At 41.9% G+C, this 21,551-nt stretch carries 20 protein-coding genes; 12 read left to right on the forward strand and 8 right to left on the reverse strand.

Annotated features, from left to right (window positions below):
* Positions 1–8: 8 nt before the first annotated feature.
* The 5 genes from rpmG (at position 9) to D3222_RS10095 (ending at position 4,935) form a co-directional block, all read left to right on the forward strand.
* The gene (gene rpmG / locus D3222_RS10075) at positions 9–176 is read left to right on the forward strand and encodes a 50S ribosomal protein L33 (protein WP_010847629.1); all 168 of its coding nucleotides are present in this window, start codon (positions 9–11) and stop codon (positions 174–176) included.
* A 172-nt stretch (positions 177–348) separates the two neighbouring features.
* A complete protein-coding gene (locus tag D3222_RS10080) occupies positions 349–1,470 on the forward strand; it encodes a glycosyltransferase family 4 protein (protein WP_118986035.1) in 1,122 nt (373 codons plus the stop codon).
* A gap of 187 nt (positions 1,471–1,657) precedes the next feature.
* Positions 1,658–2,680 (forward strand): glycosyltransferase family 9 protein, encoded by a 1,023-nt coding sequence (locus tag D3222_RS10085; protein WP_118986036.1) that lies wholly within the window; start codon positions 1,658–1,660, stop codon positions 2,678–2,680.
* On the forward strand, positions 2,661–3,779 hold the full coding sequence (locus tag D3222_RS10090) for a glycosyltransferase family 4 protein (protein ID WP_118986037.1): 1,119 nt from the start codon (positions 2,661–2,663) through the stop codon (positions 3,777–3,779). Before D3222_RS10085 ends, D3222_RS10090 begins: the two co-directional genes overlap by 20 nt.
* Positions 3,760–4,935 carry a glycosyltransferase family 4 protein gene (locus D3222_RS10095; protein ID WP_118986038.1) on the forward strand — a complete coding sequence of 392 codons (1,176 nt, stop codon included), beginning with the start codon at positions 3,760–3,762 and terminating at the stop codon, positions 4,933–4,935. Before D3222_RS10090 ends, D3222_RS10095 begins: the two co-directional genes overlap by 20 nt.
* Positions 4,936–4,968: 33 nt before the next feature.
* Here D3222_RS10095 and rfaL read toward each other — a convergent pair whose 3' ends face one another.
* The gene (rfaL, locus tag D3222_RS10100) at positions 4,969–6,186 is read right to left on the reverse strand and encodes an O-antigen ligase RfaL (RefSeq protein WP_198672783.1); all 1,218 of its coding nucleotides are present in this window, start codon (positions 6,184–6,186) and stop codon (positions 4,969–4,971) included.
* Positions 6,187–6,429: 243 nt separating this feature from the next.
* Here rfaL and mutM point away from each other — a divergent pair, with 243 nt between their 5' ends.
* Positions 6,430–7,239, forward strand: a complete 810-nt coding sequence (gene mutM / locus D3222_RS10105) for a bifunctional DNA-formamidopyrimidine glycosylase/DNA-(apurinic or apyrimidinic site) lyase (RefSeq protein ID WP_118986040.1) — start codon at positions 6,430–6,432, stop codon at positions 7,237–7,239.
* A 75-nt stretch (positions 7,240–7,314) separates the two neighbouring features.
* Here the strand turns inward: mutM and coaD are convergent, their stop codons facing one another.
* The 3 genes from coaD to waaA are packed head-to-tail and all read right to left on the reverse strand — an operon-like array spanning position 7,315 to position 9,848.
* Positions 7,315–7,797, reverse strand: coding sequence for a pantetheine-phosphate adenylyltransferase (gene coaD / locus D3222_RS10110; RefSeq protein ID WP_118986041.1), 483 nt, complete (start codon positions 7,795–7,797; stop codon positions 7,315–7,317).
* Entirely contained in the window at positions 7,797–8,570 is a 774-nt protein-coding gene (locus D3222_RS10115) for a glycosyltransferase family 2 protein (RefSeq protein ID WP_118986042.1), read from the reverse strand. The genes coaD and D3222_RS10115 overlap by 1 nt, the downstream gene beginning before the upstream one ends.
* Complete coding sequence (gene waaA, locus D3222_RS10120; RefSeq protein ID WP_118986043.1) at positions 8,571–9,848, reverse strand: lipid IV(A) 3-deoxy-D-manno-octulosonic acid transferase; 1,278 nt, start codon at positions 9,846–9,848, stop codon at positions 8,571–8,573.
* Positions 9,849–10,077: 229 nt separating this feature from the next.
* Between waaA and rfaQ the strand changes: the two genes are divergently transcribed.
* From rfaQ to D3222_RS10145, 4 genes are all read left to right on the forward strand, one after another.
* Positions 10,078–11,142, forward strand: coding sequence for a putative lipopolysaccharide heptosyltransferase III (gene rfaQ / locus D3222_RS10125; RefSeq protein WP_118986044.1), 1,065 nt, complete (start codon positions 10,078–10,080; stop codon positions 11,140–11,142).
* Positions 11,139–12,269 carry a glycosyltransferase family 4 protein gene (locus tag D3222_RS10130; RefSeq protein WP_118986045.1) on the forward strand — a complete coding sequence of 377 codons (1,131 nt, stop codon included), beginning with the start codon at positions 11,139–11,141 and terminating at the stop codon, positions 12,267–12,269. Before rfaQ ends, D3222_RS10130 begins: the two co-directional genes overlap by 4 nt.
* A complete protein-coding gene (locus tag D3222_RS10135; RefSeq protein WP_118986046.1) occupies positions 12,266–13,369 on the forward strand; it encodes a glycosyltransferase in 1,104 nt (367 codons plus the stop codon). The genes D3222_RS10130 and D3222_RS10135 overlap by 4 nt, the downstream gene beginning before the upstream one ends.
* A gap of 394 nt (positions 13,370–13,763) precedes the next feature.
* Positions 13,764–14,723, forward strand: a complete 960-nt coding sequence (locus D3222_RS10145) for a polysaccharide deacetylase family protein (RefSeq protein ID WP_118986048.1) — start codon at positions 13,764–13,766, stop codon at positions 14,721–14,723.
* 351 nt (positions 14,724–15,074) lie between these two features.
* On the opposite strand, the gene rfaC is transcribed toward D3222_RS10145, so the two are convergent.
* The 3 genes from rfaC to rfaD are packed head-to-tail and all read right to left on the reverse strand — an operon-like array spanning position 15,075 to position 18,038.
* Positions 15,075–16,040 carry a lipopolysaccharide heptosyltransferase RfaC gene (gene rfaC, locus D3222_RS10150; protein ID WP_118986049.1) on the reverse strand — a complete coding sequence of 322 codons (966 nt, stop codon included), beginning with the start codon at positions 16,038–16,040 and terminating at the stop codon, positions 15,075–15,077.
* Positions 16,040–17,089 carry an ADP-heptose--LPS heptosyltransferase RfaF gene (gene rfaF / locus D3222_RS10155; RefSeq protein WP_118986050.1) on the reverse strand — a complete coding sequence of 350 codons (1,050 nt, stop codon included), beginning with the start codon at positions 17,087–17,089 and terminating at the stop codon, positions 16,040–16,042. Before rfaF ends, rfaC begins: the two co-directional genes overlap by 1 nt.
* Before the next feature lie 10 nt (positions 17,090–17,099).
* Positions 17,100–18,038 (reverse strand): ADP-glyceromanno-heptose 6-epimerase, encoded by a 939-nt coding sequence (rfaD, locus tag D3222_RS10160; RefSeq protein ID WP_118986051.1) that lies wholly within the window; start codon positions 18,036–18,038, stop codon positions 17,100–17,102.
* A 233-nt stretch (positions 18,039–18,271) separates the two neighbouring features.
* Here rfaD and kbl point away from each other — a divergent pair, with 233 nt between their 5' ends.
* Together kbl and tdh are read left to right on the forward strand one after the other, a co-directional pair.
* On the forward strand, positions 18,272–19,468 hold the full coding sequence (gene kbl, locus D3222_RS10165) for a glycine C-acetyltransferase (protein ID WP_118986052.1): 1,197 nt from the start codon (positions 18,272–18,274) through the stop codon (positions 19,466–19,468).
* A 9-nt stretch (positions 19,469–19,477) separates the two neighbouring features.
* The gene (gene tdh / locus D3222_RS10170; RefSeq protein ID WP_118986053.1) at positions 19,478–20,503 is read left to right on the forward strand and encodes an L-threonine 3-dehydrogenase; all 1,026 of its coding nucleotides are present in this window, start codon (positions 19,478–19,480) and stop codon (positions 20,501–20,503) included.
* A 136-nt stretch (positions 20,504–20,639) separates the two neighbouring features.
* Here the strand turns inward: tdh and D3222_RS10175 are convergent, their stop codons facing one another.
* A complete protein-coding gene (locus D3222_RS10175; RefSeq protein WP_232832468.1) occupies positions 20,640–21,551 on the reverse strand; it encodes a divergent polysaccharide deacetylase family protein in 912 nt (303 codons plus the stop codon).

A 21,551-nucleotide genomic window follows, 5' to 3' on the forward strand; every position in this document is an offset into this window, starting at 1 on the left:
GCTGAAAAATGGCTAAAGGTATTCGCGATAAAATTAAGCTAGTTTCTTCGGCTGGTACTGGTCACTTCTATACCACTACGAAGAACAAGCGTACTATGCCTGAGAAACTGGAAATGAAAAAGTTTGATCCAGTTGTTCGTCAGCATGTTATGTATAAAGAAGCCAAGATTAAATAATTTTGGTTGATTTGATAAAAACCCGGCTTAGGTCGGGTTTTTTGTTGTCTGAAGAGTTTTAACCGATATTCACTGATTCTTCTCTACATTTCATATATATCCTGTTATTCGTAGACGTAAGATGCTGTTTCGCTATACTAACGCCTTCCGGTAGGCTGGATATGAAACCGAAATGGCTAAAGAAAAATTAAATATTTTACATACAGAATCATCTTGTGGTTGGGGTGGTCAGGAGATCCGAATTCTGACGGAATCCCAAGGAATGATAAAACGTGGGCACAAGGTGGTTATTATCTGTTGTCCTAGTTCTAATATCTACCGTGAAGCAAAATCTTATGGTGTGCCAGCAATAGCCCTGCCTATTGAGAAAAAGCGGCTGTCCTGCTTTCTTGCTATGCGCCGTTGGTTGAAAAAAGAAGGCCGTCAATTTGACGTTATTAATACACATAGCTCGACAGACGCATGGTTGGTTGCTGCGGCTTGTGCAACATTAAGGCATATGCCGCCAATGGTTAGAACCAGGCATGTTTCTACTCATGTTTCTAATTCAATATCAACTCGTTGGTTGTATCTGAAAGCGTGCCGACATATTGCGACCACAGGTGAAAAACTACGCCAACATCTGCATGCCAATAATCGTTATCCATTACAGCATATGACATCAGTGCCTACCGGCATCGATTTAGATCGTTTCCGACCAGAAGATAAGAAAGTTTGCCGCCAGCGGATTGGGATTCAAGATAAACCGACATTAGGTGTCGTTGCGACCATGAGAACTTGGAAAGGGCATCGCTATCTGTTGGAAAGCTGGAAAGTGCTGCACCAGAAATATCCCGATTGGCAACTTTTGTTTGTTGGTGATGGTCCACAACGTAAGTCACTGGAACCTTTAGTAAAGCGAGAAGGTTTGTCGAACAGTGTCATTTTTTTAGGTAACCGTCAGGATGTTCCTGATTGTTTGAATGCGATGGATTTATTTGCATTACCTTCTTTTGGTAATGAAGGCGTGCCACAAGGCATTATGCAAGCAATGGCGTGTGGGGTACCTGTTGTATCAACCTCCGTTGGTGCAATTACCGAAGCGGTAGTTGATGGCGAAACGGGTTATATCGTGGAACCCAGAAATACAGAGTTATTGACGAAAAGTTTAGAGTTGTTGATTCATAATAATGAACAGCGTTTGCAATTCAGTCATTCTTCATTAGAACGGGCAATGGCTTTATTTGGCATGGATAATATGTTGGATAAAATGGAAAATATCTTTTTTCGCAGCATTAAAGGTAAAAAACATTAACATTCTTTAAGATTTGTTCTGATCCTTATTCTTTGGTTTATGGTTTTGGGTAATGTCAGCTTATTGATATTGAACTACTTTAAAGTTGATTATTAGTTAAATCACCCTGTTGCGATCAATCGTATGCAAAATGGTTTTTTTGTATATTTTGTTGAATTTTATGGCATATTAATTAGATAATTGTCTTATGCAGATCAAGAATATTCTGGTCATTGTTATAGCACGTTTCGGTGATACCTTATTGGTAACGCCGGTGATCCGTGCTTTAAAACAGAAATGGCCTGGTGCGAATATTGATGTCATGGCTCATAAAAGGACTAAGCAGATCCTTGAAAATATAAGTGATATCAATAAATTGACTGCTTTTTCGAAAGGTAAGGCAAAATGGTGTGGTTGGTTTACCCGTAAACATTATGATCTGGCTTTAGTATATAGTGCCGATAAACCTTTATTGCAGTATGCGAAACGTAAATCACGCTTAACAGTTTCATTTTCAGATAAGTCCACGTTGCAATCTGATTGGCTGACTGTGGAAAAACCAAAGACGTTGATGCCAGCTCAACAGGAACGGGCCATGCTTGCTAGCGCGGTAGATGTTGAGGTGAATGACTGGCGGTTGAATTATTGTGTGAGTGAAAAGGAGTTACACTTTGCCGATGGTTTTATACGGCAGTATCATTTAGAAAACAAGCTCCTGATTGGTTTTCAGTTACAAAGTTTCCCGGCAAAAGCTTATCGTGACTGGCCGGTTGAACATTTTTATCGATTAGCGCAATACATTTATAGCCGTTATCCCCATGCGCATATTATGTTATTAGGCAGTACTGACGGTAAAATTGTTGCACAGTCACTGGCAAAAAGGTTAGGGGCTGAAAAGTGTACTTCATTGGTTGGTAGACTGATAATGCGACAAAATGCAGCAATAATGAGTCAACTTGATTTGTACATTGGTGTTGATACAGGGCCGACACACTTAGCCGGTGCATTAGGTATCCCGATGGTTGCTATGTATCATAGTTTCCACCCAGGCCGCTTTTTGGCACCTCAACAGCATTCGCATTTGGTGGTTATTGAACATCCGGTTCACTATATGCAAGCCACACGCAAAGACCCGATGTCTGCAATATCTGTTGAACAAGTCTGGCAGGCAACGCAAAAGTTACTAGAAACTAAGTCGTCAGGAAGAAAAGATGAAAATAGGTTTGGTTGATGTCACGGTAACGATGTCTTACGGTGGTATTCAGACGGCAGTCTGGGAACTTGCGAAAGCGTTGACTGATGCTGGTCATGAGATCCATATTTTTGGTGGCAAGGGTGATGTCCAGCCAGAACTCAATGGAAGAGCAATCAAGGTTCACACTTTTCCATTCATTCCCAGAGAGAAAGTCATTAATATTGGTCGACGTTTTCAACGTATTATTGAACGCTACTCATTTGCTCGCCATGCTCGCGATACGGTGGTTACTGAGGATTTTGATTGGATTATTCTGACTAAGCCATTTGATTTTTTCTGGCCTCGAATGATGCTAAAAGAGAGCCGCACTAAATTTTGCTATATGAGCGGTGGCACCAGTTTCTTCAAGGGTGATAGAAAACTGAGTAAGCGAATTTCAGCTTGGGTGGCATGCAGCCATTTTAATGCCTGGCAGATTCAGCACCATTTTAAACAATTCCCGAAGGTGATTTACAATGGTGTTGATATTAATAAATTCAGGCCGATAGACTCTTCTGTCAGAACTCGTCTTGGGATCAGTGATAAAACATTTTTGCTGACCTTTGCCGGGCGGTTGGTTGGCTGGAAAGGTATGCATGTGGCTATTGATGCAATGGCTCAGCTACAGGATAAAGATGTTAAATTGCTGATTATTGGCGCGGGTGAAGATCTGAAACGCCTGGAAAAGCGGGTTGCGGCATTACGGCTGGAAAAACAGGTCATCTTCCATCCACCGGTAGGGCATGATCAGTTGCCTGAATATTATGCTGCTGGTGATGCAGGGATTTTCCCAAGTATTGGTGATGAAGCGTTTGGGATTACGATTGCGGAAGCGATGGCGTGTGGTAGACCGGTCATTGCCAGTTATATCGGCGGTATACCTGAAGTTGTCGGCAACGAAAACAATTCGGGTATTTTAGTCACGCCAGGGGATGCTTCTGCAATTGCCAATGCGGTTAATTTTTTATTGTGTCAACCAGACAGGGGGCAAAGAATGGGAAAATCAGCTCGTCAACGGATTGAAACAATGTATACCTGGGAGCATTCGGCAAATCGTTTACTGAAAGCGATAAATAATGAAGATTGCCTATATTGATCCCTATCCGGTTCCTGATTATCGGGTAGCATCATTGCAAATTTTGCAAAATGTTGATGCGTTTGCTCGCCAAGGAGCCTGCGTATATCTGGTTACGCCTGAAGGTAAAAATACCGCTGAGGAGATACTGGGACGTTCATTATCACTATCAGCTAGACTGATATCTTTACGCAATATTCGGCGTAAATGGTATTTTCCGTTCAATACCCAAAAAATGTTCTATTTCCAGGTTTCCCATTGGTTGAAGAGAAATGAGGTAAGTGCCATTTTCACCCGTAATCTGAAAATGGCAAAGTATTTATTATGTGAACATCCAGAAATTCCGCTATTTTTTGAAAGTCATGAGATTTTTGCCCAGTCATTTAAAGAGTCGCATGATTTAAGTAAAAATAAAAATCAGCGTAAATATCAGAAGCTGAGAGAAATTGAACACCTTGTTTATCGTCAGTCCAGGATTATTTTCGTTCTGACGTCGTTACTCAGTGATGATATTATTAGTGAATATAATGTCAGCACGCCAATAGTTGTTGCGCCAGATGGTGTGGATATGCTGGCAGTCGAGTCGATGTCATTAGATAAACGTGTATCAGCCTACAGTGAATTACCAACCCAGATCCTTTATTTGGGCAGCTTGCATCGTTGGAAAGGTGTTCCTACGGCGATCAAAGCGATGGCTTACCTTGAAAATGCAGTATTGAATATTGCTGGTGGTGAACCAGGGCAAATTCAGCAATTACGGCAGATTGCTCAGCAAATGGGGGTTGGCGATAAAATCAATTTTCTTGGGTTTATTCAACCTAAATTACGTTTTCAGATAATTGCAGATAATGATATTTGTCTGTTGCCATTAACCAAAACCAGCATTGGCAGTCGCTATACTTCGCCACTGAAACTATTTGAATATATGGCGATGGATAAGCCTGTGGTTATCTCCGATTTTCCTTCGATTCGTGATGTAGCTGATGAAAATGCGGTCAGTTTTGCTGACAGTGAAAATGCGGAGAGTTTTGCTCAACAGATTCAGTTAATAAGAGATAATCCAGAAAAAGTTAAGTCACAAGTCAGTTATGCAAAAATGTTGGTGACAGAGCATTTTAATTGGGAACAGCGAGCGAAGCTTATTATGCAGACAATATCAAAGGATATTTCTGCATAATAATCGGTTTGATAATATAGCCGAGATATCTGGTTAATCGTTTTTCTGTTTATATAGAGCAATCATCAGACCGAACAGAATACCTATTTCATTGATATAGGTATTTTCAAAGGCTCCTCGGACAATAAACAATCCGATAAATCCTGTTAGTAGAATAATACTGGCCTGCTTTATTGCGCCATTGTTACGGCTAATAATATGGCTACCTGTGTACAGAGCTGAAAAAGTCATCAGCAAGGTTGTGATCAAACCGATGATTCCACCGGCAAACCAGAATGCCAGAAAGATATTATGGGGGCCAATGGATGTGCGATATGTCCAGTCTGGATAGTCAGCAACTCGTTCATTGTAGACCTTATGATAGACTTTATTGCCATAACCGTAGCCTTTAATCGGGTTTTCTTGAATCAACTCAAGAGCAGACCCTTGTGTGCCATTTTTATAACGATGGCTGCTATCAGTTTGAGTAAGCTTCCAAAATAATAATTTAGTATTTTCATTAGCTATTATCGTAGTGTGAGAAAGCACAATTGAAAAGCTAAGGATTAAACTCGCTATTATGGTCAGCTTCCATTCCCGATTAATGATGATGATAAAAGCAGTGATGACGGCAATGGCGACCCAAGCGCCACGAGCTAAGGTACCTAATAACAAAAACAGACTGATAGCGCAAGCAACAGCCAGTATCAGCCAACTCACCAAGGTATGTTTTTTCCACAATGCCCAAGTACAAAGTAAGACGGGAAAATAGAAAATAAAACCGTAAGAAAATTCTCTGTGGTTGAAGTTGGTAAAAGGCATTTCACCTTTATTGTAGTTAATAATGTATTTACCAATATCAGTTAGACATATTGCCAGCATACCAATGGCAAATGAATACAGAACCATCTTGGCAATACTCTCTTTATCTTCTTTGTACAGTACAACAGGAAAAGTAAAACTGAACAATAACAGCCCATTCAAGATAGGTTTATTCATCTCTTGAAAACTCAATGCGGGATCGACGGAAATCGCTACTGAATAGAACATTGCTACGATGAATAACAGTATGGATAGAAATAGCGAACTACGCATGGAGCGCATCACTTGGCGGAAATCTGTCACCAGATAGGTTAGTGCTGTAATACCAATAAGCACGATAACCAGATTTTTATATCTCGTTATATCAGGCAGATAAACAAGGGCTATATAAATCCCAATGATGGATAAATTCCATAATGACCTTTTATCACGACTTTTAATATTAAACATATGCATCAATCTGCTTTCATTTTTGTTGAGTTTGGTTGGAAATAATACATGAAAAGATTATCTTAATCTGCTGAGATGCAATAGAGTTGAAACAATAATACCCTATGGATTTCAAGATGGATCGCGACGGCAAGGGAGCGAATCCCCGGGAGCATAGATAACTATGTGACCGGGGTGAGTGAGTGCAGCCAACAAAGAGGCAACTTGAAAGATAACGGGTATACATAATTAGGAGTTATTACCATGCCAGAACTACCAGAAGTAGAAACCAGCCGGAGAGGAATAGAGCCACATCTGGTAGGGAATGTGATCCAATATGCGGTAGTCAGGAATGGTCGGTTACGTTGGCCGGTGGCGGAAGAAATTATGAAGTTGAGTGACCAGCGTGTGCTTAGCATTCAACGCCGGGCCAAATATTTGCTGATTGAACTGGCAAATGGTTGGATTATTGTCCATTTGGGGATGTCGGGCAGCTTGCGTATCTTGCCGGAGGAGCGCCCTGCGGAGAAACATGATCATGTGGATTTAGTGATGGCGGATGGTAAGGTTTTGCGTTATACCGATCCCAGACGATTTGGTGCGTGGCTATGGAGTGATGACCTCGAACGGTGTTCGGTATTGGCTCATTTAGGGCCTGAGCCACTTTCTGATGATTTTAATGGTTCTTATCTCTACACCCGATCAAGTAATAAAAAAACCTTGATTAAGCCCTGGCTAATGGATAACAAACTGGTTGTTGGCGTCGGTAATATCTATGCGAATGAAGCGTTGTTTACTGCTCATATTCAGCCTGATCGTCCCGCGCATACTTTAACTGAGCGTGAAGCTAATTTACTGGCAGAAACGATTAAGAAGGTTCTACAACGATCTATTGAGCAGGGTGGTACGACACTCAGAGATTTCCTGCAATCTGATGGTAAACCGGGCTATTTTGCTCAGGAATTGTTTGTTTATGGCAGAGCCGGAGAGCCATGCCGAATCTGTGGTGAAAAAATAGAGAATATTAAGCTTGGGCAGCGCAGTACTTTCTTTTGCCGTCACTGTCAGTATTAGTTGATATTGAATAGTCACGGGAGGCGTTGCATAGGGAATATCTTACTTTGTGCCGCCTCCAGTGAACGGAGTAAATTACTTGCCTAGCTTTTTTAGCATGGCCTGGGCGATAGGTTCTGGCAAGAATGATGAGATATCGCCATCGTGGAGAGCAACATCTTTAATCAAGGATGAAGATATAAACGAGAGATTTTGTGATGGCAGCAGAAAAACGCTCTCTAATTCGGGCATAAAGTGGCGGTTCATATTGGCAAGCTGCCATTCATACTCAAAATCAGATACTGAACGAAGGCCACGGATAAGAATATTTGCTTGTTGTTTTTTTGCAAAATTAGCCATTAATTCACAGAAACCTACCACCTCCACATTATCCAGATGTGAGGTCACCTCTTTTGCCAGGATAATGCGCTCATCCAGAGTAAACATAGGATTCTTTCTGGCACTGTTGGCGATAGCAAATAGAACATGGTCAAACATATCTGCGGCGCGGGTGACGATATCGATATGACCGTAGGTAACAGGATCAAATGTTCCGGGATAAATAGCTTTGGTTTTCATCAATTTTTACCCTTTTGTTGTCTCTTTTCCCACAATGCGACGTATTTATTAAACGTATATTGAGCGTTGACAATAGCCAATACTAACCCTTGTTTACCATCAAGAAAGCCAGCTCGCAACAGCCAGGTTTTAAAGAAAGCGCCAAAAGTGTGACTGAAAATTGAGAAATAACCGCACTGTTTACCTTGTTCATAGCGCTGTTCTGCCCAGGCTTTAGCATAATTTAGCTGTTTTCTCTGAAATTCCATCAAATCACGGCAAGTAAGATGAAGTAAATCTCCTTGCAGAATAACGACTGGAGCGCCATGAGTTTCAAGAGATTCATGAACTTGATTATCATTGTATTGATAACGATCACGGGCGTAGAGACGAATAACCCTATCTGGGTACCAGCCGCTGTGTTTCATAAAGCGGCCAAGGAACAAGTTCCGGCGGGCACAACTGTAGACTTTATTGTTATCAATATGTGCCAGAGCCTGTTCTATGGATGCTCTGAGTTCTGATGTTACGCGTTCATCAGTATCGATCATAAAAATATAATCGCCAGAGGCGTATTGCTGAGCTAGCTGACGCTGACGACCAAATCCCGGCCAGCGAGTATTGGAGAATATTTTTGCACCCATTGCCTGTGCTATCTGGCAGGTATCGTCTGAACTACCAGAATCGAGAACGATGATTTCATCAGCCCAACGGACTGAGGCCAGACAATCTGCTATCAGATCCGCTGAATTTTTAGCGATCATGACAACGGAAAGACGTTTTTTGTCACTCATTCAGTGGCTCCGAGGTGGGAGATAGGGTTCCAGTAGTTTAAGTAGACGTTGAAGAGCCCCTTGATTTTCATGCAGTACTTCTGCTGCGTGGCGACCATAATACAGACGATAATCTTCGTCAGTCAGTAAACTGTTGATCTCGGTGAATAAAGAGTGGCTGTCCGTAACGGTAATTAGACCATTAGCCTGATTCAGCTTGGTGCAGATATCCTTAAAGTTAAAGGTATGAGGGCCCATCAGCACTGGAATAGCATGGGCTGCCGCTTCTAGCGGGTTGTGGCCGCCACGTTCAACCAGGCTGCCACCAACAAAAGCCAAATCGGCAATACCATAGAGCAGCATCAGTTCCCCCATTGTATCGCCGATAACTACCTGAATATTGGCGTCAGGGATTTTATCAGAACTGCGAAGAATATAGCTGAGCCCGGCTTTCTTTGTTAATTCTTCAGCTTTAATAAAACGTTCAGGATGGCGTGGTACCAGGATCAGCAGCAGACTTGGACATTGTTTCAGTAATTTGCAATGAGCATCTAGAATAATACTCTCTTCTCCATCATGGGTGCTGGTGGCTATCCAGACAGGACGGCGAGCAGCCCATTGGCGCCGTAATGTCACTGCTTTGGCTGCCAATTCAGGTGTTACTGAGATATCGAATTTCAAACTACCAGTGATAGCCAGTTGAGAGCGTTTTAGACCCAGTTCAACAAAACGTTCACCATCTTCTGGATTCTGAGCGGCAATTAAGGTAATGCTGCGCAACATTGTTTTTACGAAACTCGCTACTTTTTGATATCCCTCAGCGGAACGTGCAGACAAGCGGGCATTAGCAATGACCAAAGGAATGTTACGTTGGTGAAGTTGGAAAATCAGATTAGGCCAAAGTTCTGTTTCCATAATAATGACTAATTTTGGATTAACTTGATTGAGAAAGCGCTCCATGGAACCGGGGAGATCGTATGGCAAATAGACGTGATTAACATCATTTCCCAGAGCAGAAAGCACTCTTTCTGAGCCCGTTGGCGTCATCGTTGTCACGGTAATCGGTAAAAAAGGATAGTGATGGCGCAAGGCTCTGACTAAAGGGATGGCGGCCAACGTTTCACCAACGGAAACGGAATGGAGCAGGATGCCTCCAGCGGCAACTTTACCGGCACAGAAACCGTAGCGTTCACCCCAGCGCTGACGGTAAGCAGGGGCTTGGCGACTGCGGAGCAATAAACGCAACCAAATCAGAGGTTGGATAAGGTAGAGAAGTACCTGATATAAACGCAGTAACATTCTATCAAATTCACTTATATAAATTAGCGTCAATAGTATCACATTGCTTCAAAGAAAGTATGAAAATGCGTATGGCTTCTAGGATCTGAACAGAATTGGAGAGGGAAATTAGGGTTTTTGCGTAAGATCGTGCTTCTATTATATATGAAGGTAGAGCGGATTTTTTGCAGCTTCTGCACATAGTTGCGGCAGTTTTCTCTTTTATCTGTATCTTTATACTGGGAATGCAATGAGTAAATTACAAACTCAATTTGACCGTATTCTGATAATAAAGTTACGACATCATGGTGATGTATTATTAATTACACCGGTTATTAATACTCTTAAGGATAATTATCCCGCAGTGGAAATTGATGTTTTACTCTACAAAGAAACCGAACCAATATTGGCTGATTTTTCTGCTGTGGCTAATCTATTTTTTATAGATAGACAATGGAAGAAACAAGGAATTAAAACCCATTTGGGTCATGAATGGAGATTGCTTAAACGATTAAGACATCGTCAATACGACCTGGTTATTAATCTTACTGATCAATGGTATAGTGCATTTGTGACACGATTTACTGGCGCAAAAGTGCGTATTGGGTTTGATTTAGCAAAACGACGCAGCCTGTTTTGGAAAAAATGTTTCACAAATCTTGTGCCGACAGAACATAGTCAGTTTTTGCATATTGTTGAGCAAAGTTTGTCAGCTCTTTCGCCGTTAAATCTTCCGTTAATCAACACTACAGTGACAATGAGTTACCGCCAGGAGGATAAAGAGGCTGTTTTGGTGCTTCTTGATAAGCATGGTGTAAATCAAAAGTATATTGTTGTGCAACCAACATCCCGCTGGTTTTTTAAATGTTGGGATGAAAAAAAAATGAGTGAAACGATTAATGCATTACAGTCTGATGGTTGGACAATCGTTGTTACCTCCGGGCCAGATCGTAAGGAGGAAGAGATGGTAGAGAAGATTTTATCAAATTGCCCAAAAGAGAGAGTGATTTCTTTTGCCGGCCAATTAACGTTGCCTCAACTTGCAGCGCTGATTGATGGGGCTAATTTATTCATAGGGATGGATTCCGTTGCTATGCATATGGCCGCTGCGTTAAAAACACCGGGTATTGCTTTATTTGGGCCATCAAAATTAGTATTCTGGCGTCCGTGGGAAGCGAAAGGTGAAGTTATTTGGGCTGGTGATTATGGTGATTTACCTGATCCTGATGATATTGATACTAAAACGGATATACGTTATCTGAATGTCATTCCCAGTGAGATGGTTATTGCTGCCGCCCGGAGAAATTTATTATGAAATTAGTACGTCTTGCGATTGTTCGGCAGAAATATCGTCCGGATGGTGGTGCGGAACGTTTTGTCTCCCGCGCCTTACAAGCTTTAGGGAATGAAAATCTGGAGCTTAACGTTATTACGCGTTCCTGGCAGGGAGACATTAATCCTGATTGGCATGTTCATTTAGCAAATCCTCATAAATGGGGACGCATCAGCCGTGAGAGAGGATTTGCCAAAGCTGCCAAAACAATATGGGAAAAAGAGCAATTTGATCTTGTTCAGAGTCATGAACGTATTGCCGGTTGCGATATTTATCGTGCGGGTGACGGCATTCATCAGCGTTGGTTACAGCAGCGTGCGCGTGTTTTATCTCCTTGGCGAAGCAAATTACTTTTTACGAGTCGTTACCATCGTTATGTGATGGATGCTGAGCAAAAGATGTATTCGGCACCAGAATTAAAAATGGTTATTTGTAACTCGGAAATGGTAAAAAGGGAGGTCATGACGGATTTTGGGCTGTCTGAGGAAAAAATATCGGTTATTTATAATTCGATAGACAATAAACAATTTTTTCCGGCAACGGAATCTCAGAGAATACAATTAAGGAAAGAACATAACCTTCCCGTACAGGCTAAATGTTTAGTTTATGTTGGTTCGGGGTTTGAGCGAAAGGGATTAAAAGCTGCGATTCAGGCAGTGAATGCGACTGATGCCTATTTAATAGTTGTAGGGCAGGATAAAGAAGAAAAAAAATATAAGCAGTTAGCCAATTCACTGGGATGTAATGAACGAATCAGGTTTATGGGCGTTCAAAAAAAGACGTTACCTTTTTATCAGCTTGCCGATGGTTTGTTGCTACCGACCTTATATGATCCGTTTCCAAATGTGATACTGGAAGCAATGGCTTGCGGACTTCCGGTAATAACCAGTACGACATGTGGTGGCGCTGAATTTGTTAACTCTGGGAATAACGGGTTTGTCTGTGATGCTCTGGCTATTTCAGATATTACGGAAGCGATTCAGAATACACCTTCAGATCATTTGAAGAATAAAATGTCAGAATTAGCGAGAACAGGAATACTCTGTTATACACCGGAACATTTATCACAACAGCTTATTGGATTATATGAAAGGGTGCTCTCATCATGAAAGAACACATATTATTTATCATTGATGGATTACCTGGAGGTGGTGCGGAAAATGTCACTATCCGGCTTTGTGATGGTCTGCAACGGAGAGGATATGCTGTTACTCTGCTCTCTTTGGCAGAGAAGTGTGAATATTCAGTGCCTGGTGGTATTGAACTGATCATTGATGCTGATAGCTACAAAGGGCCTTTTAGAAGACAGACTGAGATTTGCCGTCGGGCTAAATCTATGGATAAAGTTTTAGAAAAAGTTTTTCTTCGCAAGGGAATCCCTTCGTTGATTGTCTCAAACTTGCATAAAACTGATCGCATTGTCGTGAGATCAAAAGTATTAGCGGAATTAAACGTATGGTTTTGTATTCATGGCGTATTTTCAAACTCATATCTTGGTAATAAAACGGGATTATCTCGCTGGATCAAGAAACAAAAAATCAAGTGGACATACAATAACCGGAATTTAATTTGTGTATCTGATGCGGTAGGAAAAGATTTAGAAAATAATTTGTTACTTACGCCTAATAAAATGGTGACGATTTATAATCCTTTCAATATCCCAGATATTAAAGAAAAATCTCTGCAAAATAACCCCTATTCGGATGAGACCTATTTATTACATGTTGGCAGATTTCACCGGGTTAAGCGGCATGATCGTTTATTGGAAGCGTTTGTTAAAGCGAATATTCCCTGTAAATTATTGATTGTTGGTCACGGAGATGAGGCTATTACTCAACAGATAAAACAGAAGATTGTGGATTTAAACCTACAATCTAAAGTTGTTTTAACCGGATTTCTTGAAAATCCATTACCTGTTATCCGTGGAGCTAAAGCGGTGGTCTTGAGTTCTGACAGTGAAGGATTAGGTAACGTACTGATTGAATCATTGATTTGTGATACTCCCATTGTTAGCACGATGTGTCCTGGTGGCGTTAATGAAATTATGGTTGGTGAGTTGGAAAAATATAAATCAGCACTGACAGTTGATTCGTTCGCAGAGAAAATGAAGTTTGTCTATTATGAACCGCCTGTGATTACAGAGGATATGTATAAGAAGTTTGATTTAGATATTATTTTGGCAAAATATCTATCCTTAATGAAGAAGTAAGAGTGGTTATATGCGCTTGTTGAGTATGATTATTTAGATAAATTAATGAATGAAAAAAGTCTCAGAAATTAGGAGAACTTAATAGAAGAAAAAAACTTTCCGAAAAATCTCGCATTTCATTTTATAACGTTTCTTATTGATAAGATTAGATATGAAATATATACCTAATAGATTTCGAGTTGCAGCGCGGCGGCAAGTGAACGAATCCCCAGGAGCATAGATAACTATGTGACTGGGGTGAGTGAAAGCAGCCAACAAAGCAGCAGCTTGAAAGATGAAGAATATAGGATTTAATGAGATATGTAACTGCTATATATATGATAGGATAATTGCACTATTTTATAGATTTTCGTACTATAAAGGCATCATTTTATTCTATTGTAGGCATATTCTGATGACTCGACCTGCATTTATTATCACTATTGATACTGAGGGTGATGACCTGTGGCAAAATCACGGTCAGATCTCGACAAAAAACACCTATTATTTACCAAGATTTCAGCGTTTATGTGAGCGCTTTGGTTTTAAGCCAGTTTGGTTAACAAACTATGAAATGGCAATGGATGATTTATACATTGAATTTGCCAAAGATATTATTGCCAGAGGGCAGGGGGAAATTGGTATGCATTTACATGCCTGGAATAATCCACCACTTGTTCCTCTTACAGACGATGATATGCGTTATAAACCTTATCTAATTGAATTTCCGAAAGAACAAGTCAGAGCCAAAATTGATCTCATGACTAAATTATTGGAAGACAAACTACAGATTAAAATGTTAAGTCATCGGGCAGGTCGTTGGGCATTTAATGAATATTATGCTGAATTGCTGGTGGAATATGGTTATCAAGTCGATTGTTCAGTAACACCACGGGTTAATTGGCGTTTTACCGAAGGCGATCCTAATGGTAAAGGTGGAACTGATTATCGTTATTTTCCATCTTATGCCTATTTTATGGATTTGCAGAATATTGCTAAAGAAGGTGATTCTCCTTTACTGGAAGTCCCTATGAGCATTCAATATAAACATCCTCCGTTGATGAATTTCCTTAAACAGAAATATGACAGCTTACGTGGGAAACAGCGTTCTCCATCTGTTAACTGGCTAAGGCCAAAAGGCGGCAATCTGGAACAGATGAAAAAAGTGGTCCAGCAGACATTAGCAGAAGGCTGTGATTATGTTGAATTTATGCTGCATTCATCTGAATTTATGCCTGGTGGTAGCCCGACATTTAAAAATGAAGAACAGATTGAATTACTTTATCAGGATCTGGAGGCACTATTTAACTACTTACAGCCACAGGTTCGAGGAATGACATTAGCTGAATATTATCAATTTAAGACGTCATCATGATTAATAAAATAGAATTAACATAAATATATTAATAGAGATTCGCTTAATTTTGGGCAGATAATACTGCCTAAATTAGGTTAAGTGTTAAATATACCCTTCATCTTTCAAGCTGCTGCTTTGTTGGCTGCTTTCACTCACCCCAGTCACATCGTTATCTATGCTCCTGGGGATTCGTTCACTTGCCGCCGCGCTGCGACTCTAAATCTATTGGGTATATATTATTTTGTTTAAATTAGGACTCATTATTATTAATAATATTAAATTTAAAGGAAATTTTTGTAAATTATCTGTTTTCAGTTAACGACCAAAAAATTAGTCGTCTACCTGAAACGCCTCAGATTTAATAATTAATCAGCCAATATTTTTCTGAAGATGAACTAATACTTTCGATGGCGTAATACTTTTGATATTCCCATCCTCTGCTTTTAAAGATATTTGTTCTTTGCCATAACCGCCAATGAGTCCTGGATCTGTCGGACCAAACAACGTGATATTAGGGCGATCCAATGCGGCAGTGAGGTGACTCAGGCCGGTATCAACAGAAACAACCGCTTTTGCACCGGCCAGCTCTTGGGCTACTTGTGCCAAAGTTAGCTTCGGTAATACTTCCACATGAGGGAAGTTTTTCGCCAACCTTAGCGCACGTTGGTATTCATGTTCTGCGCCCCAGGGGAGCTTAATTCGTACACCCGTCGACTGAATTTCAGCAATAAGTTGTCGCCAATGGCTCTCCGGCCAATGTTTTTCATCGCGAGTTGTGGCGTGGAGAAAAACCAGATAATTACCCTGATTTTCTGGATGCTGGCGCAGAAAATGACGGGCAATCCCATAATCGCCCCGTGCTGCCGGTTTGGTATAACCCAGGCTGACGGCAAACAGTTCCCGGATACGTTCCACGGCGTGTTGTTGCTTACTGACTGCATGACAGAAATCATAAAAAAAACTTGCTAATGGCTCACGGATACTTTTACGGTTGTAACCATGTTTAGGGCCATAAGCTAATTGAGTGACCAAAAATGCGCTTTTTAATAACCCTTGAGCATCGATGATGGCATCATATTGATGTAATTTTAATTTTTCTTTGAATGAACGGCGTTCCGCGCGATTTTCTGGACTAAACCAGTTTTTACGCCAGCGGCGAATAGCAACCGGAATAATTTGATCAACAACACTGTGCCAGCCAGGGATTTGGGCAAAACCTTCCTCTACTACCCAATCAAAACGGACGTCAGGTAAGTTTTTTTCTGCATCAGTCAGTGCAGGGAGCGAGTGGAGGACATCGCCCATAGAAGAAGTTTTAACCAGTAAAACCCGCATTAACTCTGGTTCTCCGCTTGTAATAATTTTTCCAGGGAAGTTGTCACCTGCTCTGGTTGGATATCAATCAAACTCTGATGATAGCCATGTGCACTGTCACCTTTTCTGACTTTGTGATAGCCAGTAATAAGACGGATAACTTCCACTTTATCGGATAATGGTGGGGTAAAATCTGGGCTACTTGGGCCGTAAAGTGCAACCAGGGGGCGATTAAGTGCTGCGGCAACATGCATCAAACCAGAATCGTTGGTCACAATGGCATCACAGGCGGCGATAATATTGACTGCCTGTTCAAGAGAGGTTTGTCCGGCAAGATTGATGCAGTGTTCACAGGCTTCTTCCGTCAGTGCTTTGCGAATATCCTCTCCACCTTCGTGATCTTTGGCAGAGCCAAATAGCAGAATTTGATATCCCTTTTTAGTAATAAGCTGTTGAGCCAATGCGGCGTAGTGATAATGCGGCCAGCGTTTTGCCGGGCCAAATTCTGCGCCGGGGCAGAACCCGATGATAGGCCGATGATCAGAAATATTGAATGCCGCAGTGGATTCAGCAATATCTTCATCACTGACATCTAATTGAGGCCAAAGTAATGGTTGAGGCAGATCTGTCGCACAACTAGGTTTTGCATCGTAAGCCAATGCGGCATAGCGTTGAACCATTAGTGGGAAGGCTTCTTTATTCAATGTACGAATATCATTGAGCAATCCATATCTCATTTCACCACGCCAGCCGGTGCGCAGAGGAATATTGGCGAAGAAAGGCACCAAGGCAGATTTGAAAGAATTTGGTAGCACATAAGCACGATTATATTTACGTTCACGCAAGGCGACTCCCAAACGACGGCGTTCGCCTAATGCCAGTGCGCCATGCCCTAATGGCATAGCTAATGCTTGATTGACCTCCGGCATTTTGTCCAGCAGTGGTCGGCACCAGGCTGGAGCCATCACATCAATTTCTGCATTAGGGTGCAAAGCTTTTAATGTCCGGTAAAGGCTCTGCGACATCATCATGTCACCCACCCACGAAGGACCGATCACCAATATTTTCATAGCGAGTAGATTACTTATCCTGATTAAGCCAGTGCATATATTCCGTTACCCCTTCGGCAACGGTTTTGAATGGCTTATCATAACCCGCCGCGCGAAGTTTGGTCAGATCCGCTTGCGTGAAGCGTTGATAACGACCTTTAAAATGTTCAGGGAAATTAATGTGTTCAATAGTGAGTGATTTATCTTTATGGAATGCAACCACCGCATCGGCAACTGCCTGGAAAGATTCAGCACGACCCGTTCCACAGTTATAAATACCGGAAACGCCATTTTTCCAGAACCAAAGATTAACCGCTGCGGCATCACCAACATAAATAAAATCACGTTGGAAGCTTTCACTGCCAGCGAATAATTTTGGGTTTTGTCCCTGATTGATTTGATTGTTCAAATGAAAGGCAACGCTCGCCATACTACCTTTGTGCCCTTCACGTGGGCCATACACATTGAAATAACGGAAACCACAAATTTGTGAATCAGCTTGAGGCAAGATATCCCTGACATATTGGTCGAACAGAAATTTAGAGTAACCATAAACGTTAAGTGGTTTCTCATATTGACGTTCTTCGATAAAATTATCAGTGCGGCCGCCGTAGGTTGCCGCTGAGGAGGCGTATAGGAAAGGAGTGCCGCGTTCAAGGCAATAGTGCAGTAATTCTTTTGAATATTGATAGTTATTATCCATCATATACTTGCCATCCCACTCGGTTGTGGATGAGCAAGCGCCTTCGTGGAAAATAGCGTCAATGTCACCGAAGTCATCGCCGGCTAGAATACTGGCAATAAACTCTTCCTTGTCCATGTAATCAGCAATATCCAGGTCAGCCAGATTGGCGAATTTAGTACCATCTTTCAGATTATCTACGACCAGAATATCTTTATATCCTTCGTCATTTAGTGCTTTGATAATATTGCTGCCAATAAATCCAGCACCGCCAGTGACAATGATCATTAGATTTACCTCTACAATCGGGTTAATGAAGCAAATTGCTTCTATAATAACATCTAACACCCATGACGACAGCAGCTTAAGCAGGGGAATATACTGAAATATTATGGTAATTCAGATTGCATGACGTGACGGATACAGCAAAGTTAATATTATCTGCCTGATAGTGTCGTCAGTAGCCTGATCAATGAGTAAAATGTGTCACAACCCTTCATTTATAAATCAGGAGAAAATAAATGTCAGCATCATTTTATCAGCAAATTAATGAACAATTAGAACAAGCCCACTCTGAGGGGTTATTCAAAAATGAACGTATCATCACTTCTGCACAAAATGCTGACATTGCTGTAGCCGATGGCAGCCATGTTATTAACTTCTGTGCAAATAACTATTTAGGTTTGGCTAATCACCCTGAGCTTATTGCCGCTGCTAAAGCGGGAATGGATAGCCACGGTTTTGGTATGGCATCTGTTCGTTTTATTTGCGGGACTCAGGATACTCATAAAGAGCTGGAAAAAAAACTGGCGGAATTTTTGGGTATGGAAGATGCCATTCTTTATTCTTCTTGTTTTGATGCTAATGGTGGTCTATTTGAAACACTGTTTGGGCCGGAAGATGCCATTATCTCTGATGCACTGAACCACGCTTCTATTATTGATGGTGTCCGTTTATGCAAAGCGAAGCGTTATCGTTATGCTAATAATGATATGCAAGAGCTGAGAGTACAATTAGAGAAAGCCAAAGCAGATAATGCACGCCATATTGTGATTGCAACCGATGGTGTGTTCTCGATGGATGGTGTGATTGCTGATTTGAAGTCTATCTGTGATCTGGCTGATGAATTTGATGCAATGGTCATGGTGGATGACTCCCACGCTGTTGGTTTTGTTGGTGCTCATGGTCGTGGTACTCACGAATATTGTGACGTAATGGATCGTATTGACATCATTACCGGCACACTAGGTAAAGCGTTGGGTGGTGCTTCCGGTGGTTATACTGCGGCACGTAAAGAAGTTGTTGAATGGCTGCGCCAGCGCTCACGCCCATATCTGTTCTCCAACTCACTGGCCCCGGCGATTGTAGCGGCATCCATCAAGGTGCTGGATATGCTGAAAGAGGGAGATGCATTGCGTGATCGTCTGTGGAATAACGCTAACCTGTTCCGTGAAAAAATGACAGCCGCAGGTTTCACTTTGGCGGGTGCTGACCATGCGATTATTCCGGTCATGTTAGGTGATGCGAAATTGGCACAGGAGTTTGCCGCGGAATTACTGAAAGAAGGCATTTATGTTACTGGTTTCTTCTATCCGGTAGTCCCTAAAAATCAGGCCCGTATCCGCACACAAATGTCAGCAGCGCATACGGAAGAGCAAATTGAACGCGCGGTTGCGGCGTTCACGCGAATTGGTAAGCAATTAAATATAATTGCATAAGGCATCTCTATGAAAGCATTGTCAAAGTTAAAAGCAGAAGAAGGCATCTGGATGGTCGATGTGCCTAAACCAGAGTTGGGGCACAATGATGTGATGATCAAAATCCGTAAAACGGCGATTTGTGGTACGGATGTGCACATCTATAACTGGGATGACTGGTCGCAAAAAACCATTCCTGTACCGATGGTTGTTGGTCATGAGTATGTTGGCGAAGTTGTTGCGATTGGTCAGGAAGTAAAAGGTTTTAAAATTGGTGACCGGGTGTCTGGCGAGGGACATATTACTTGTGGTCACTGCCGTAACTGTCGTGGTGGCCGTACTCATTTATGCCGTAATACCATTGGCGTGGGGGTAAATCGCCCCGGTTGTTTTGCTCAATATCTGGTTATTCCTGCATTTAATGCGTTCAAAATCCCAGATAACATCTCTGATGAACTGGCTTCTATTTTTGACCCATTTGGCAATGCTGTTCATACCGCGCTTTCGTTTGATCTGGTTGGTGAAGATGTGCTGGTTTCTGGCGCAGGCCCAATTGGTATTATGGCAGCGGCAGTCTGTAAACATGTGGGTGCGCGTCATGTTGTTATCACAGACGTTAACGAATATCGCCTTGAACTGGCACGTAAAATGGGTGTCACCCGTGCGGTGAACGTTAGCCAGGAGAATCTGACTGATGTCATGGCGGAACTGGGTATGACGGAAGGTTTTGATGTTGGTTTGGAAATGTCCGGTGCACCGGCGGCATTCCGTACCTTATTGAATACCATGAATCACGGCGGGCGTGTGGCGTTGTTGGGCATTCCACCATCGGATATGGCAATTGATTGGAGTCAGGTGATTTTCAAAGGCTTGTTTATCAAAGGTATTTATGGCCGTGAAATGTTTGAAACCTGGTACAAAATGGCTACATTGATTCAGTCTGGTTTGGATCTGACCCCCATTATCACTCACCAGTTCTCTATTGATGATTTCCAGCAAGGTTTTGACATCATGCGTTCAGGGCAGTCTGGTAAAGTTATTCTGAACTGGGATTAACCGACCGAGTCAGTTATCACTAAAATTGATAGGCGCTTTTAGCTCTTGAGCGCCTATTTGAGGCATTAGCAATATTGCAAGCTATCATCGATCAATAGAAATAATAAAATAATTAGCCATTTCTTAAGATGAATTTCTATTCTGTTTTATCCTGAGATTTATTTCCGGCCAGTTTCTGAATGTATCGACTCACCGTATTCACAATAGGATTATCAACCAGAGTATCGCCAATAACGGCCAGATAATCTTGGCTGGTAACTGTGACGGGTGATTCTTTTATTTCACACAGCTTGCCCCATTTATGGTGATTATCACCAACAGGTTTGCCACTTAACAACCTACTTGGGCTGACTAACTCAATATCAGTGGGAAGCGTTGGCAGCATCTGTTGTAGGGCGCGAATGGTTGTTGGATGAGGATGGCCGATAGCAATAGCGGAACCATTCTTACGGGCAATGGAAATTGCACGGTTTAACTGATGGCGAGTTTCTGCTTCTGATTGCACATCATCCAGGAAAACATGACGACGGATAACGCGTACAGGCGTGCCTTGTGCTGCCTTTGTTGCCTGAGTATTGCCAATCGTCACGCTGTCGAGAAAATAGAGGTTATAACCAGACAGTGAGCGCATCACTTTCTGCATTCCCGGTAAGCTCGAAGTCATCGCGCTGCCCATATGGTTATTGATTCCTACAGCATAAGGGACTTTTTGTATTGCGCGCTGGATGATGCGGTCAATTTCTTCACTGCTCATGGTTGGTTGGAGAGTATCCGGTTCTAGCAGTTGTTTGCTTAAAGGTGCCATTGGCAGGTGGATTAAGATCTCCCGCCCTTGTTTGTATGCTTTTTCAGCCATTTCCCTGCCATGTGGTGAATCCGGCAGAATGGCGATAGAGATTGCAACAGGCATCTGCAATATTTTGTTTTCATTATGAGGACGATAGCCAAAATCGTCGATAACGATAGCCAAACGGGCAGCACTGGCTTGTAGGCTCAAAAGTAATAGGGCGGTAGTACCAATGCGTTTTGCGAACTTGCGTTGTCTCAC

Origin of the sequence: Photorhabdus sp. CRCIA-P01 (genome assembly GCF_003545805.1) — a bacterium.
Taxonomy (GTDB): Bacteria; Pseudomonadota; Gammaproteobacteria; order Enterobacterales; family Enterobacteriaceae; genus Photorhabdus; species Photorhabdus antumapuensis.